This is a genomic window from Maribacter sp. IgM3_T14_3, from assembly GCF_049603095.1.
GTDB lineage: Bacteria > Bacteroidota > Bacteroidia > Flavobacteriales > Flavobacteriaceae > Maribacter.
In genome coordinates this window covers 1,209,893-1,224,445 of record NZ_CP187138.1, presented here as the reverse complement: position 1 = coordinate 1,224,445, position 14,553 = coordinate 1,209,893, and the positions used below count along the sequence as shown (strand labels likewise).

The following is a 14,553-nucleotide window of genomic DNA, read 5'->3' as shown; positions in this document are numbered from 1 at the left end:
TATTAATCAAAATCAAAATCAACATCTGGTGCATTTTCAGAACCTGCATCTGCTTTATAATAAGCTAGTTCGCTAAAGTTGAAAATACCTGCCAAAATAGAATTCGGGAATTTTTTAATGTGAAGGTTATAAGGTTCAACGGTAGCGTTAAATCTATCTCTTGCAACATTTATTCTATTCTCTGTACCTTCTAATTGCGACTGTAGCTCTAGAAAGTTTTGGTTTGCTTTTAGGTCAGGGTAACGTTCAACGGTCACTAGCAATCTACTCAGTGCACTACTAAGTCCGCTTTGTGCTTGATTGAACTGTGCTAATTGCTCAGGTGTAATGTTAGATGGATCAATGCTAACCGAAGTTGCTTTCGCTCTAGCTTCGATAACATCTGTCAACGTTCCTCTTTCAAAATCTGCAGCACCTTGTACTGTTTTAACAAGGTTGCCTATTAAATCGTTTCTACGTTGGTATGCGCTTTCTACGTTTGCCCAAGTTTTTGTCGATGTTTCTTTTAAAGCAACAGCGGTATTGTTGAAGCCAACGCCCCATTGGTATAGTCCGAATGCTATGACAGCGATGACGATTAATGCAATAAGTCCTTTTTTCATAATGGTTGTGTTATAATTGGTCTTTAATTTTATTGAGTTCTGCTTTAACGCGTTCTAATTTTTGAATGATGTCAAAATTAGACAATGTTTTCTGCTTTTCTTCTTTTAAGTGGGTTTTGGCGCCGTCGAGGGTAAAACCTCTTTCTTTTACCAAATGATATATTAATTGAAGGTTTTTAATGTCTTGGGGGGTAAATTTTCTATTTCCCTTTGCATTTTTCTTAGGTTGCAGCACATCGAATTCTTTCTCCCAAAAACGAATTAGTGAAGCGTTTACGCCAAAGGCATTGGCAACTTCGCCAATACCATAATATCTTTTTTCTGGGAGATCTATCTGCATTAATCCAATGATTGGTTTTCTTGATTCGCGAATTTCAACATGTTTTCAAATTCTTCAGGAGATAAACTTCCATAATAGAAATTGATCGGATTTATTCTGTCATTTTCTTTCCACACCTCGTAATGTAGATGAGGTGCTTCTGAACGACCTGTGCTTCCTACAAACCCGATAAGATCGCCACGTTTAACTTTTTGTCCTGGTTTAACATTATACTCACTCAAGTGAGCATAAAGACTCAAGTAGCCATATCCGTGTTCAATACGAATATGCTTTCCATAACCAGAAGAATTATTATCTGCACGCGTTATTTTACCATCACCTGCAGCATAAATCGGAGTGCCTTTTGGCGCTGTAAAATCCATACCATAATGCATTTTTCTAGCCTTTGTAAATGGATCTGAACGCCAGCCGTAACCAGAAGCCATACGAGTAAGGTCTTCGTTATTTATTGGCTGAATGGCGGGTATTGACATTAACAATTTTTCTTTCTCTTCTGCCAATTTCGTTATCTCATCTAACGATTTAGATTGAATGGCCATTTGCTTTTTTATAATATCTAACCTCTTTGTTGTAGAGACGATCATTTCAGAATTGTTGAATCCCTCTAATGATTTATAGCGATTAATACCACCAAAACCTGCTTTACGCTGTTCGTCTGGTATAGGGTTAGCTTCAAAATATAAACGGTAAATATTATTGTCTCGTTCTTCGATATTGCCTAGAACTTCTTCAATCTGTTCCATCTTCTTATTCAATAACTCGTATTGTAGCTCGTAATTTTTTACTTCACGAGATAAAGAAAGTTCCCTTGGGGTATTAACAAGATTGGTGTTTAAAAGAAGAATAAGACCTAAAAAACCAAAAAGGCATGCGCCCAAAATAAAGAATGTTATATTTCTATAACGCTTAGATTTTTCGGGTTCTATTTTACGGTACGACAGTGTATCTGGGTCGTAATAGTATTTTACCTTAGACATGTATGTTATTTATCCTATTTTTGTTTTTTAATTATTAGGGAACAAACAAATATAAAGATAGTTTTATATAAACGGTTAAAATTTGTAAAAGCTTAGCATTTTAGATGAATTCAAAAGATACAAGAACTCAATTTCTGAATTTTTTCAAGGGTAAAGAACACAAAATTGTGCCTTCTGCACCAATGGTTATAAAAGATGACCCAACCCTGCTTTTTACAAATGCGGGCATGAACCAATTTAAAGAATATTTTTTAGGTATAAGCCAGTCTAAAAATTCTAGAATAGTAGATACTCAAAAATGTTTACGTGTTAGTGGTAAGCACAACGATTTAGAAGAAGTTGGTAAAGACACTTATCACCATACAATGTTCGAGATGTTGGGCAACTGGAGTTTTGGTGATTATTTTAAGGAAGAAGCCATTACTTGGGCTTGGGAATTATTGACCGATGTTCTCAAAATTGATAAAGACAGTTTGTATGTATCGGTATTTGAAGGAAGCGATGATGCAGATAAATTAGCGTTGGATACAGAAGCTTTTGAGCTTTGGAAAAATATAGTGCCCGAGGATAGAATTATCATGGGTAACAAGAAGGATAACTTCTGGGAAATGGGTGATCAAGGTCCGTGTGGCCCATGTTCAGAGATTCATGTAGATATACGTTCTAAAGAAGAAAAAGCAAAAGTTTCGGGTGCTAGTCTAGTAAACCAAGATCACCCGCAGGTGGTTGAAATCTGGAATCTTGTATTTATGCAATACAACCGTAAAGCAGATGGGTCGTTAGAAAGTTTGCCGGCGAAGCATGTAGATACCGGTATGGGCTTTGAGCGTTTATGTATGGTTTTGCAGGGGGTGCAATCGAACTATGACACCGATATTTTTACGCCGTTAATTCGAGAAATAGAAACGATAACAGATTCTGATTACGGTAAAAATGAGGAAATTGACATAGCGATACGTGTAATCAGTGATCATATACGTGCAGTTGCATTTTCTATTGCCGATGGTCAGTTGCCAAGCAATACTGGTGCAGGTTATGTGATCAGAAGAATTTTGAGAAGAGCCGTACGCTACGGATTCACATTTTTAGATACCAAAGAGCCATTTATGTTTCGTTTGGTAAATGTGCTCACAGATTCTTTAGGTGATGCGTACCCAGAATTAAAAGATCAGAGGCAATTAATTGAAAACGTAATTAAAGAGGAAGAGAACTCTTTCTTGAAAACGTTAGATCAAGGATTGTTGTTGTTAGATACGATTATAAAAAATACAAAAGGAAAAACGGTCGACGGCGGAAAAGCTTTTGAGCTGTATGATACTTTTGGATTCCCTATAGATTTAACCGCTTTGATTTTAAGTGAAAAAGGATACCAATTAGATGAAGCCGGTTTTGATGTAGCTATGCAGCAGCAGAAAAATCGTTCTAAATCGGCATCGATAGTTTCAAAGCAAGATTGGGAGATTTTACAAGAAGACAACGAGCAAGAATTTGTTGGTTATGATATGCTTGATGTAGAAGTAAAGATTACCAAATACCGAAAAATAGTATCTAAGAAAGATGGAACACAGTTTCAGTTGGTATTCAATCTTACTCCATTTTACGCAGAAGGTGGTGGGCAAGTAGGAGATAAGGGGTATTTAGAAGACACTCATGGCGATGTCGTGTATATAACCGATACCAAAAAAGAAAATAACGAAATCATACATTTTGCCAAAAACCTACCAAAACATATAGGGGAGAGTTTTAAGGCGGTTGTAGATAAAAAACAACGTGGCAGAACCGAAGCGAACCATACAGCGACACACTTATTGCATCAAGCCTTAAGAGAGGTGTTAGGTACGCATGTAGAACAAAAAGGTTCAGCGGTACATTCTAAATATTTACGATTCGATTTTTCTCATTTTTCTAAAATGACTCAAGAAGAATTGCATGAAGTAGAGAAGTTTGTGAATGCTCGTATAGACGGACAATTACAACTACAAGAAGAAAGAAATGTTCCTATGAAGTCTGCAATTGCAGATGGTGCCATGGCATTGTTCGGAGAAAAATATGGCGATGCGGTTAGAACGATACGTTTTGGTCAGTCGATAGAATTATGTGGCGGTACGCATGTAAAAAATACAGGCGATATTTGGCAATTTAAAATTAAGTCAGAAGGTGCGGTAGCTGCCGGTATTAGAAGAATTGAAGCAATTACGGGCGACGCAGTTAAAGATTTGCATTTAGATAATGATAAGTTATTATCGAAGATAAAAGTTGTTTTAGGTAACACCCAAGATCCTGTAAAATCGGTTTCAAGTCTTCAAGAAGAAAATTCAAGTCTTAAAAAGCAAGTAGCCGAATTGTTGAAAGACAAAGCCAAGAACTTAAAAGGAGATTTACTTTCAGAGATGAAGGAAGTTAACGGAATTCAATTTCTTGCAAAAAAGATAGATTTAGATGCGGCAGGTATTAAAGACCTGAGTTTTGAAATGGGCAACCAAAAAGATAACGTCTTTTTATTGTTCGGTACCGAGCATGAGGGTAAAGCTTTATTGTCTTGTTATATTTCAAAAGAACTGGTGGCTTCTAAGAATTTGAATGCAGGTACCATTGTTCGTGAGCTTGGCAAATATATACAAGGTGGCGGTGGTGGTCAACCCTTCTTTGCAACTGCAGGTGGTAAAAATCCGGCAGGTATAGAAGAGGCATTGGCGAAGGCAGAAGATTATCTTAAATAATTAAGGCTATCTTCCAATTGTAACTAGTGAAACTTCAGTTGAATTAATTGAAGATGCTATATAATACGATAGTTTTATGAAAAAGTATATTCTCTTAATACTAGTAATTACCTCTTGTAATCTTTCTAATAAAAATCAAAATGGTTTAGAAAGTGCAGATGGAGTTGAAACACAAGTTTTGTCAGGTATTGACTCTATGCATATTAGAGAGTATGTTGAAAAATCTTTTCAAACTCCCATGCATTCTCTAGAACATCAACAATATTTAGACTCTGCACTTACCATAGATCCTACGAATGCTTGGCTTTGGCAACAAAAGGCAATGCCTTTATATAAAGCTAGAAAATACCAATTAGGTAAACCTTTTTTAGAAAAGGCAGTTGAGCATGACCCTAAAAAATATTTAGATTATAGCGGCTTTATGAGGTGTATTTTCTCAAAAGACTACCTGAAATCTATATCTGAATTTATGAGAGCCAAAAAAGAGTACGGCGATGGTTATGTAATGGATCATACATATAACTTTTATATTGGTTTAGATTACCTTCAATTAAACCAGTTTTCTAAAGCAAAAGAGTTTTTGTTATTAAGTAAAGAGCAGCAGTTTAAAGATTTTCCTGACGATTCGCCTCAAGAAGCCTGTCATTATTTAGATTGGTATTATTTGGGTATCGCAGATTTTGAGCTGGGTAATTATAAGGAGGCTATTTCATCTTTTGATATGTCTTTAATGGTTTACGATAATTTTGCCGATGCACTTTATTTTAAGGGAAGAAGCATGACGAAGTTAGGTAATGAAGAAGGAGCGGAGTGGGAGAAAAAAGCTTTTGAATATGCCGATAACACTATTAATGAAGATAATGCTATTTATGAAATTTATCCATATCAACTGTTTCATAAATTAAATGAGAGTGTGCGACCTAAATGAATCTCTTAACCAAAATACCATTATCGAAACCTAAAAATCCGATTGACTATTCTAGTCAGTTGTTGCTTTTGGGTTCTTGTTTTTCAGAGAATATTGGGGCGAAATTAGAGCATTATAAATTTCAGGGATTACAGAATCCGTTTGGGATATTGTTTCATCCCTTGGCAATTGAAAAATTGATTCAAAAGTCCGTCAATCAAGAGTTATTTATTGAAGAAGATGTGTTCTATGAGAATGAGCAATGGCATAGTTTTGATGCGCATTCTTGCATGAGTAACCCATCCAAAGAAAAAATAATTATAGATTTAAATGAGGCATTAAGTTCTACTGCTGCACAATTAAAAAAAGCCAGTCATATCATTATCACTTTAGGTACAGCGTGGGTGTATCGAAATACGTTAAGTAATGAAGTAGTCGCAAATTGCCATAAAGTGCCACAATCCAATTTTACGAAAGAACTGTTAAGTGTCGATGAAGTGGCAGAAAGTATAAAACGAATTACCACTTTAGTAGAGTCTATAAATTCTTCTGCTCAATTTATTTTTACGGTTTCTCCTGTTCGGCATTTAAAAGATGGGTTTGTTGAGAATCAAAGAAGTAAAGCACATCTCATAGCAGCAATTCATCAAACTATAGCCACTGAAAACCTTTTACCTCGATTATCATACTTTGAAAGTTATGAACTAATGATGGATGAGCTTCGAGATTATCGTTTTTATGCCAAAGATATGATTCATCCTAACGAAGTAGCGATAGATTATATTTGGGGAAGATTTGTTGAGGTGTGGATCGATGATTCCACTGCCATGATGAGAAAGGTTGATGAGGTTCAGCGAGGTTTGCAACATAGACCTTTTAATCGCGAAGGAGATTTACATCAAAAATTTTTAAAATCGTTAGCGCAGAAAATTGCGTATATAAAGAAAGAGTATCCGTTTATGGATTTTAATATATCAAAAGCATGAGAAAATTTGTAGCAGGCGTTTTAATCACCTTAGCATTAGTTTTCATTGTTCGTTCTTGCCAAGATAATAAAGAAGATAAATCTATTCTAGAGGAAAATTCTATGCTCATTCAGCAAGAAATAACCAATGTTTCTAAGTTAGTGGTTACAGAGGGGCATTTTGCTGAGGTGTATAATTATAAAGACTCGAAAGAACTTTTTGGTCCGTTGTTGAGAGCAGAGAAAAAAGCGTTAGTAGTAGTAAATGCAGATGTAACCGTCGCTTATGATTTACGTAAGATTGACTTTGAAATTGACGCGGCAACCAAAACGGTAAAAATTAAAAGTATACCCGATGCAGAGATAAATCTGAATCCTGATTTTGAATATTACGACGTAACGGCAGATTACCTAAACCAGTTTGATGCCGCAGATTATAACAAAATAAAGAAAACAGTGAAGGCATCTTTAATGAAAAAGGTAGAAGCTTCAGCATTACGTACCAATGCCGAAAACAGGTTGATTAGCGAGTTACAGAAATTCTATATTCTTACCAACTCAATGGGGTGGCGATTGACGTATCAAGAGCAGACCATTGAATCTTTAGATGGTTTACAAGTTATTAAACCTTAGATGTTATAGTTGCCAATTCTAATCCGTCATCAATTAATTGTCCGAGGTTAGGTTGGTCTAATTTAATGTTTTCAAGATGTGCTTTTATGCTCTCCGCTAGTATCTTTTCGTTACTTAAAATTGCCAGCTCATAAATTTCGATAGGTAGTAACCAGTCTTTCGGGTATTTTTCTTGTATTACTTCAAAAACCTTTTTTCTAGAGATAATGGTATTGTTGCCTTCTCTAAAATCGCGAATAAGTTTGTAGTACGATTCCAGTTCACTTAAACCTACTTGTCCATTATTTTGGGTGCCGGTACTTAGTGAATGGTCTAAAAGGTCAAAACTCTTTAAATCTGCAGGACCATGGTAGGCAGAAACAATTTCTTCGCCAATAGCCATGTTGTATAATTCTTCGTTAGATTCAAAAAGTGTGATCCCATTATGTGTCACCTTACAATTCTCAAAAGTGATAATAATAATGCGACCCTGAAGATTACGCGTGCCGGTTATAATTCTACCCGTAACATTAATGCCGCCAACAAAATCTAATGAAACAATTTCTCCTTCATAAATTTTATAAGCTTTAAGATCTCTCGGGCTCATATCCTCTATAGGAATATTGATGCCTTTAAGTCTGCCGATAGGAGAACCAAAACCTGTTTCGTGCTGATTGACATCTTGCCCCACAAGTTCTTTTTCTCGGTAAGCCAACGCAGATTTCCCCTTTGTTTGAAAGTAAATAGGTTTGCCTTCATGAGCAATCAATGTTTCGAAATTACCAGATACCTGTAAGCCAGTACTTAGTTCAATAGTGCCTAATTCTTTCGAGTCGATAAGCTTCTGTAAACCTGAGAGTCCGCCCCTTCGTAATGCCATGGTATTAGCAAAATCTTCTAACACCTGACTTAAAAATGCAAAATCGGGAGTTACGAATAGTTGCGGTTGTTTTTTGGTAATATCAAAAGATGTTTTTGCTGCTTCAATAGAATACGGCAGTTTTTTGACGTTATCGGTCATACACCACTGACTTTCACCAATGGAAGATAAAAGTCCCGCGCCATAAATTTTAGGGTTCTCTAGAGTGCCTATAAGTCCGTATTCAACCGTCCACCAATGCAGGTTTCTAATAAAAGCCATTTCACTAGGTTCGCCCATATTATCTTGAAGAAATTCTATATGTTTTTCAGCTTTTTCAATTTCTTCTAAAGCAGTCCCTTTGGCTTCTTTAATAATAGATAGATGGCGTACAGCTTCATAAAGTTCGAAATCTTTAGCGCTAGATATTGCCTTGCATCCTATTTCTCCAAAACGTCTTAAATAAGCAGCATATTCTGGGTTAGCAATAATGGGTGCGTGCCCTGCACCTTCGTGAATAATATCTGGGGCGGGTGTGTAAGCAATATTTTCTAACTGGCGAATGTCTGACGCGATTACCAAAACATTATATGCCTGAAATTCCATAAAAGCAGCAGGTGGTATAAATCCGTCCACCGCAACAGCAGCCCAGCCTAGATCCTTAAGAATACGGTTCATACCGTACATATTGGGAATATTGTCAATTGAAATACCTGTTTTTTGTAATCCTTCGGAATAAGATTTGTGAGCAACCTTACTTAGGTAATCTACGTTCTTGCGCATTACATAACGCCAGACAGCTTGATTTATAGGCGTATAATCCTCATAGTTCTGAGGTTTTATGTATTGTCTTAAATGCTTAGGAAGCTTATCTAAAATAGGATTGCTTTCATATTCAGAAGTATTCATACGCTTAACTTTTCCACTGTGAAGTCACAATATTTCTATTAAATATATCATTTACAGACCAATTAATTGTTAATATTATTTAAATTAGGAAATAATACTTTTTAATTATATTATTAAAGGAATAAGTTCTTTTTTGTATAGACTTATAATCCTTAAACAGGAAAAAGTTATGGTGGAGAAATTAGATGATATAGATCGAGAGATATTAAAAATTTTGCAAAAAGATGCTAAGACGGTGGCAAAGTCTATTGCAGAACAATTGGGACTGACTAAAACTCCGGTTTATGAGCGCATTAAAAGATTAGAGCAAGATGGGTTTATCAAGAACTATGTAGCAATCTTAAATAAAGATAAAATTGAAGAAAGTATTACGGTTTTTAGCTTTGTTTCATTAGAAGCCCAAAAAGGAGCTATGATGGATGATTTCTTTGAACAAGTGATGAAATACCCAGAAGTGGTAGAGTGTTTTGTGGTAGGTGGTGAATTTGATTTTCTATTAAAGGTAGTGGTCAAAAACCTTGATGCCTATTATAATTTTGCTAAGTTTAAAATAGCTTCGTTACCAAGTATTGGCGGAGTTAAAAGTGCATTCGTTTTAAATGAAGTAAAGAACGATACTCACTTTCCGTTACTATGAATAAAAAAGGGTTGTAGATAAATTTATCTACAACCCTTTTTTAAAAGTGTATACTATTGTTATTTCATTGCAACCACATTTGGGGGATATTGCTCTAAAATTTGAGAAATGAATTCTCGTATACGTGCTTCTTTTTTGGCTATACTTTTTGTATTTGCTAATGTACCTTCGCCTTTACCTTGCCAAACCAACTCTTTTCTTTTCATATCTATAAAATCTATGTAGAGAGAACCTTGTGTACTAACGCTAACATTGTTGCCGCCGCCCCAGCCCCAACCCAAGCCAGGACCCCAGCCCCATCCAGGACCAAAACCGCCGCCCCAACCCCAGCCGCCGCCCCAGCCAAAGTTATTATTAAAAATATCAACTCTTTCTTGCTCTTTGGTAAAAATACTAACCAATATATCTGGAGTTTCAGACTTAACAAAGCCTCTAGCACTCATTTCTTCTTCAATGGCTATTAGAATTCGTTTTTTATCTAAATCGGATATTTGTGCTTTATCAATACCTGTTTTATAGAAGGCGTAAGATTTGTAACCGTTAAAATCCGCTTTTTGGTCATAATCTGAAAGCACTCTAACTGATGAGCAAGAAGTAATAAAAACTAAAAGTAGCAGCGGTAAGCCAAGTAATTTGATGTTTTTCATAACGTTATATTTTTTAAGTACTCAATTTTCTATTAAAATCAATTACAAATATCATGCCGAGGTATGTTAAAACTTATTATATGTTTGTTTTTGGGTCATAGCCATAAGGGCAATGTCTACAGCCGCTTTCACAACAATATCCTCGTTTAAGGTGAAATTGTTTTGTGAAGACCCTAAATCCGTTTTCAGACCAATAAAAATCACCTTCCTCTATGGGTATTATCTCTTTCATGTAACCGACGCCTTTTAATAGTATAAAGTTACTTCTTTCTGTTGATAACCTAAAGGCAAGTTGTTTAGAAGATAAGTATAAAAGCGCTTAAGCCATAAAATGACCATTGAACGGTTTTGTTGGCAACAAAAACTAGTAATTTTCTGACAACCTATTTTTGGCTTTATCTTTGTGATAGTATCACCAAAGTAAATCTATGATATTGGTTTTTAGACATTTCTTCTATAAAAATTATGTGGGGCTTTCACTATGGCCGTTTATATTTTTAAAAAATGGAAGTTTAAAAAATGATGATGTGTTGATCAATCATGAGAAAATTCATTTGCGCCAGCAACAAGAATTATTGATTCTTCCGTTTTATATTCTGTATTTATTTGAATGGGCAATTCGTGCAATTTATTATGTAGATACCTACAAGGCTTACCAAAATTTAAGTTTTGAACGTGAAGCTTACATACATGAAAATGATATGGATTATTTAGAGAATCGAAAAACGTTCAGCTTTATTAAATATCTTTGGCGTTAAATTCGCCCTACTTGCAAAGCATCAATCAACTTGTTGAACATCCTTTATTAGCAGAAAAGCAAGTAACACTTGTTATTAAACGCGAAGACCTTCTACACCCTTTTATTTCTGGAAATAAATACAGAAAACTCAAGTACAATTTATTGGCTGCAACAGCAGAAAACAAGAATGCCATATTAACTTTTGGTGGCGCATACTCAAATCATATAGCGGCGACGGCTTACGCGGCAAAAGAAAAAGGATTTCGTGCCATTGGTTTAATACGAGGCGAGGAACTTGAAAATTCTTGGCAAACGAACACTACATTAAAGAAAGCTTTTGATGATGGAATGCGTTTTAAATTCATTAGTAGAAGTGACTATAGAGAAAAAGAAAGTTTAGAATTTATTGAGACTTTAAGAAATGAGTTTGGAGAATTCTATTTGGTGCCAGAAGGTGGCACAAATAGTTTAGCTATCAAAGGTTGCGAAGAAATCATCACTAAAACTGATGAAGAGTTTGATGTGATATGTAGCAGTGTAGGAACTGGTGGCACGGTATCCGGATTAATAAATGCATCTTTTCCGCATCAGAAGGTATTGGGGTTTTCGGCATTGAAAGGTGATTTTTTAAAAGATGAAATTGAAAAATTGGTCAACAATAAACGTTGGCAACTACGTACCGATTATCATTTTGGGGGTTATGCAAAAACATCCGAAGAACTTATTCTATTTATAAATGAATTTAAAGAAAAAACGGGTATTCCTTTAGACCCAATTTATACCGGAAAAATGATTTTTGGGTTGTTCGATATGCTAAAGCGCGATATTTTTGCACCTAGAACAAAAATATTGGCAATACATACAGGCGGTTTGCAAGGTATTGCTGGCATGAATAGTGTACTGAAAAAGAAAAATTTACCTTTGTTACATATATGAAAAAGATAATTTTATTGGTGTTGTTGATGGGTATCGGGTTATCATCGTGTAAATCTAAAAAAAGGTACTCAGATCAGTTACGCACCAAAAATGTTCAAAACGAACGTAGAAATACCAGTACAGAGAGTTCTAAAAAAGTTACAAAAGCGAATCTGCCTGCAGAGCCTTCAAAGTTTATTCGGTTCAGTATAGATTCTCCTTCAGAATACATTAACACATTTGCTGAGACCGCTCAATTAGAGATGATGGGGTATGGTATACCGGCAAGTATTACGCTAGCACAAGGACTTTTAGAAAGTGGAAACGGAAAAGGTGAATTAGCAATGAAAACCAATAATCACTTTGGTATAAAGTGCCATAAAGGTTGGGAAGGGGACTACGACTTTCATGACGATGATGAAAAGGGAGAGTGCTTTAGAAAATATAACCACCCTATGTACTCATTTAGAGACCATAGTATATTCTTGACAACTAGGTCTAGGTATGCGTTTCTATTTAATTTAAAACACACCGATTATAAAGGGTGGGCGAAAGGTCTTAGAAAAGCAGGGTATGCTACAGATCCTAAATACCCGCAAAAACTGATCTATTTAATTGAAAAGTATGAGTTACATAAGTTCGATAAGCAGGGTAGAAATGGTAGTTATCAACCGACTACAGCTATAGTATCGAACGATTCAAATAATATACATACGGTACAAAAGGGTGATACCTTATATTCCTTATCAAGAAAATATTATTTGAGTGTAGATGAGTTAATGCAGTTGAATAATTTACGCAGTGCAGATTTGTCTATTGGGCAGCCAATTAAAGTGAAAAAATAGTATAATCAATTTAGAAAAATGATTTATCAAAGAAGTAGTGCCCTGTTTGCAGAGGCAAAAAAATATATACCTGGCGGAGTAAACTCACCAGTACGTGCATTTAAAGCTGTTGGCGGAGATCCAATTTTTGTTAAGAAAGCTAAGGGTGCTTATTTGTACGATGAAGATGGTAATAAATTAATAGATTACATAGCATCTTGGGGTCCATTAATTTTAGGTCATGCCTACGAACCCGTAATTAATGCAGTTGTAGAAAAGGCACAAAACGGTACTTCATTTGGTATGCCGACTGAAATAGAGACAGAGCTTGCGAAACTGGCAATCGCTATGGTGCCTAATATGGATAAAATTAGGTTTGTAAATAGCGGTACCGAAGCATGTATGAGTGCAGTTCGTTTGGCTAGAGGATTTACAGGAAAAGACAAGATTATAAAATTCGCCGGATGCTACCACGGTCATTCCGATTCGTTCTTGATTCAAGCGGGTAGTGGTGCAGTAACTTTTGGTAGTCCTAATAGCCCCGGTGTTACTCAAGGTACAGCAAAAGATACTTTGTTGGCAGATTATAATGATTTAGCGGGAGTGAAAAAATTGGTAGAGGCAAATAAAGGAGAATTGGCTGCTATTATCATTGAGCCAATTGCCGGAAATATGGGTTGTATTGTACCTACGGATGATTTTATGAAGGGTCTACGTGAGCTATGTACCCAAGAAGGAATTCTATTAATTTTCGATGAGGTAATGACCGGATTTCGTTTAGCGAAAGGCGGAGCTCAAGAAGTTCTAAATATAAAAGCTGATATCGTTACTTATGGTAAAGTAATCGGTGGTGGGTTGCCAGTAGGCGCTTTCGCGGCAAGAACAGAAATAATGGATTTTCTGGCACCGGATGGTCCAGTTTATCAAGCAGGTACGTTAAGTGGGAATCCGTTAGCGATGAGTGCAGGTTTAGCAATGTTGACAGCATTGAACGATAACCCAGAAGTATTTAAAAGTCTGGCTGATAAGGCAGAATACCTGCATAAAGGTATTGCTGCAGTATTAACGGAGAAAAAGGTAGCGCATCAAATTAATCGATACGGGAGTATGATTTCGGTGCATTTTACCGATGAGCCGGTTATCGATTTTGCTTCTTCAGCGAAAGGTGACAATGAAACTTTCAAGAAATATTTTCATGGCATGTTAGAACGTGGTATTTACTTGCCACCAAGTGCTTTTGAAAGTTATTTTCTTAATGATGCTTTAAGCTATGAAGATATAGACGCAACTATAAATGCCTTGAAAGAAATAGAATTTTAACCTTTTGACTGATAAGATTTGTAAATCCACCAACCGGCAGCTATAAACAATAGTTGAACAGCAATACGGACAGTAGCAGCAACTTTCGACCCAATCGCGGGTATTTCCTTAGTGAAATCCCAAATATGAATAGGTAAGAATATAATCATTAATAGGGCAAAACCTAGTCCGCCACATTTTCTATATTTTGGAATAATAAGAGCAATACCAACTATTGCTTCAGCAATGGTCGATAGTATATTGGCTAATGTTTCGGGTATAAAATTTGGTATGAATTCTTTATAAGTTTCAGGTGCGTAGATATGGTTGAATGCACCTGCAAGCATTAAGAAGGCAAATAAATATATTAGAACTAGTTGTATAATTTTCATGATGCGTATTTAAATTAGAAGTAAGTATCAATCTAATGCTTATTGCTAAAGCATAAGAATTATTCAAATATACTATTACTTATGTTTGAAAGTTCAGTTGTCTAGACAACGCAATGAAAGTAGTGTAGAAATTCTAAATAATAGCATAGTATTTTCTAGTTAGACTGAAGCAAAAGAGCCCTCATATGAGGGCTCTTTTTTTATGAGTTA

The 14,553-nt window shown here is 35.7% G+C and carries 16 protein-coding genes; 9 read left to right on the top strand and 7 right to left on the bottom strand.

The window, feature by feature from the left end; translation table 11 throughout:
• Positions 1-2: 2 nt before the first annotated feature.
• Genes ACPF9A_RS05560 through ACPF9A_RS05550 form a run of 3 tightly spaced genes read right to left on the bottom strand, consistent with a single transcriptional unit; the run spans position 3 to position 1,919 of the window.
• The gene (locus ACPF9A_RS05560) at positions 3-602 is read right to left on the bottom strand and encodes a LemA family protein (protein ID WP_424002410.1); all 600 of its coding nucleotides are present in this window, start codon (positions 600-602) and stop codon (positions 3-5) included.
• A 10-nt stretch (positions 603-612) separates the two neighbouring features.
• Positions 613-942, bottom strand: a complete 330-nt coding sequence (locus tag ACPF9A_RS05555) for a MerR family transcriptional regulator (RefSeq protein WP_424002408.1) — start codon at positions 940-942, stop codon at positions 613-615.
• A complete protein-coding gene (locus ACPF9A_RS05550) occupies positions 942-1,919 on the bottom strand; it encodes a M23 family metallopeptidase (protein ID WP_133688026.1) in 978 nt (325 codons plus the stop codon). The genes ACPF9A_RS05555 and ACPF9A_RS05550 overlap by 1 nt, the downstream gene beginning before the upstream one ends.
• A 104-nt stretch (positions 1,920-2,023) precedes the next feature.
• Here ACPF9A_RS05550 and alaS point away from each other — a divergent pair, with 104 nt between their 5' ends.
• The 4 genes from alaS (at position 2,024) to ACPF9A_RS05530 (ending at position 7,143) form a co-directional block, all read left to right on the top strand.
• Positions 2,024-4,639, top strand: a complete 2,616-nt coding sequence (gene alaS / locus ACPF9A_RS05545) for an alanine--tRNA ligase (RefSeq protein WP_424002406.1) — start codon at positions 2,024-2,026, stop codon at positions 4,637-4,639.
• A gap of 76 nt (positions 4,640-4,715) precedes the next feature.
• Positions 4,716-5,567 carry a tetratricopeptide repeat protein gene (locus ACPF9A_RS05540; protein ID WP_424002404.1) on the top strand — a complete coding sequence of 284 codons (852 nt, stop codon included), beginning with the start codon at positions 4,716-4,718 and terminating at the stop codon, positions 5,565-5,567.
• Positions 5,564-6,532 carry a GSCFA domain-containing protein gene (locus ACPF9A_RS05535; protein WP_424002403.1) on the top strand — a complete coding sequence of 323 codons (969 nt, stop codon included), beginning with the start codon at positions 5,564-5,566 and terminating at the stop codon, positions 6,530-6,532. The genes ACPF9A_RS05540 and ACPF9A_RS05535 overlap by 4 nt, the downstream gene beginning before the upstream one ends.
• Positions 6,529-7,143, top strand: a complete 615-nt coding sequence (locus ACPF9A_RS05530; protein ID WP_424002401.1) for a DUF4230 domain-containing protein — start codon at positions 6,529-6,531, stop codon at positions 7,141-7,143. Before ACPF9A_RS05535 ends, ACPF9A_RS05530 begins: the two co-directional genes overlap by 4 nt.
• On the opposite strand, the gene ACPF9A_RS05525 is transcribed toward ACPF9A_RS05530, so the two are convergent.
• The gene (locus ACPF9A_RS05525; protein WP_424002399.1) at positions 7,133-8,890 is read right to left on the bottom strand and encodes an aromatic amino acid hydroxylase; all 1,758 of its coding nucleotides are present in this window, start codon (positions 8,888-8,890) and stop codon (positions 7,133-7,135) included. The two genes, ACPF9A_RS05530 and ACPF9A_RS05525, sit on opposite strands and share 11 nt — an antisense overlap.
• A gap of 169 nt (positions 8,891-9,059) precedes the next feature.
• Between ACPF9A_RS05525 and ACPF9A_RS05520 the strand changes: the two genes are divergently transcribed.
• Positions 9,060-9,527 carry an Lrp/AsnC family transcriptional regulator gene (locus ACPF9A_RS05520; protein ID WP_424002397.1) on the top strand — a complete coding sequence of 156 codons (468 nt, stop codon included), beginning with the start codon at positions 9,060-9,062 and terminating at the stop codon, positions 9,525-9,527.
• Positions 9,528-9,586: 59 nt separating this feature from the next.
• Here the strand turns inward: ACPF9A_RS05520 and ACPF9A_RS05515 are convergent, their stop codons facing one another.
• The gene (locus tag ACPF9A_RS05515; RefSeq protein ID WP_424002395.1) at positions 9,587-10,174 is read right to left on the bottom strand and encodes a DUF4136 domain-containing protein; all 588 of its coding nucleotides are present in this window, start codon (positions 10,172-10,174) and stop codon (positions 9,587-9,589) included.
• 76 nt (positions 10,175-10,250) lie between these two features.
• Complete coding sequence (locus ACPF9A_RS05510; protein ID WP_424002393.1) at positions 10,251-10,406, bottom strand: DUF5522 domain-containing protein; 156 nt, start codon at positions 10,404-10,406, stop codon at positions 10,251-10,253.
• Between the two features lie 196 nt (positions 10,407-10,602).
• On the opposite strand from ACPF9A_RS05510, the gene ACPF9A_RS05505 reads away from it, so the two are divergent.
• From ACPF9A_RS05505 to hemL, 4 genes are read left to right on the top strand one after another with little or no spacing between them, the layout of a single operon-like run.
• On the top strand, positions 10,603-10,932 hold the full coding sequence (locus tag ACPF9A_RS05505; RefSeq protein WP_424002391.1) for a hypothetical protein: 330 nt from the start codon (positions 10,603-10,605) through the stop codon (positions 10,930-10,932).
• Between the two features lie 11 nt (positions 10,933-10,943).
• Entirely contained in the window at positions 10,944-11,849 is a 906-nt protein-coding gene (locus ACPF9A_RS05500) for a 1-aminocyclopropane-1-carboxylate deaminase/D-cysteine desulfhydrase (protein WP_424002389.1), read from the top strand.
• Positions 11,846-12,673 (top strand): glucosaminidase domain-containing protein, encoded by an 828-nt coding sequence (locus ACPF9A_RS05495; protein WP_424002387.1) that lies wholly within the window; start codon positions 11,846-11,848, stop codon positions 12,671-12,673. The genes ACPF9A_RS05500 and ACPF9A_RS05495 overlap by 4 nt, the downstream gene beginning before the upstream one ends.
• Before the next feature lie 18 nt (positions 12,674-12,691).
• Entirely contained in the window at positions 12,692-13,972 is a 1,281-nt protein-coding gene (gene hemL, locus ACPF9A_RS05490; RefSeq protein WP_424002385.1) for a glutamate-1-semialdehyde 2,1-aminomutase, read from the top strand.
• On the opposite strand, the gene ACPF9A_RS05485 is transcribed toward hemL, so the two are convergent.
• Complete coding sequence (locus ACPF9A_RS05485) at positions 13,969-14,343, bottom strand: hypothetical protein (RefSeq protein ID WP_424002383.1); 375 nt, start codon at positions 14,341-14,343, stop codon at positions 13,969-13,971. The two genes, hemL and ACPF9A_RS05485, sit on opposite strands and share 4 nt — an antisense overlap.
• Positions 14,344-14,553: the final 210 nt, after the last annotated feature.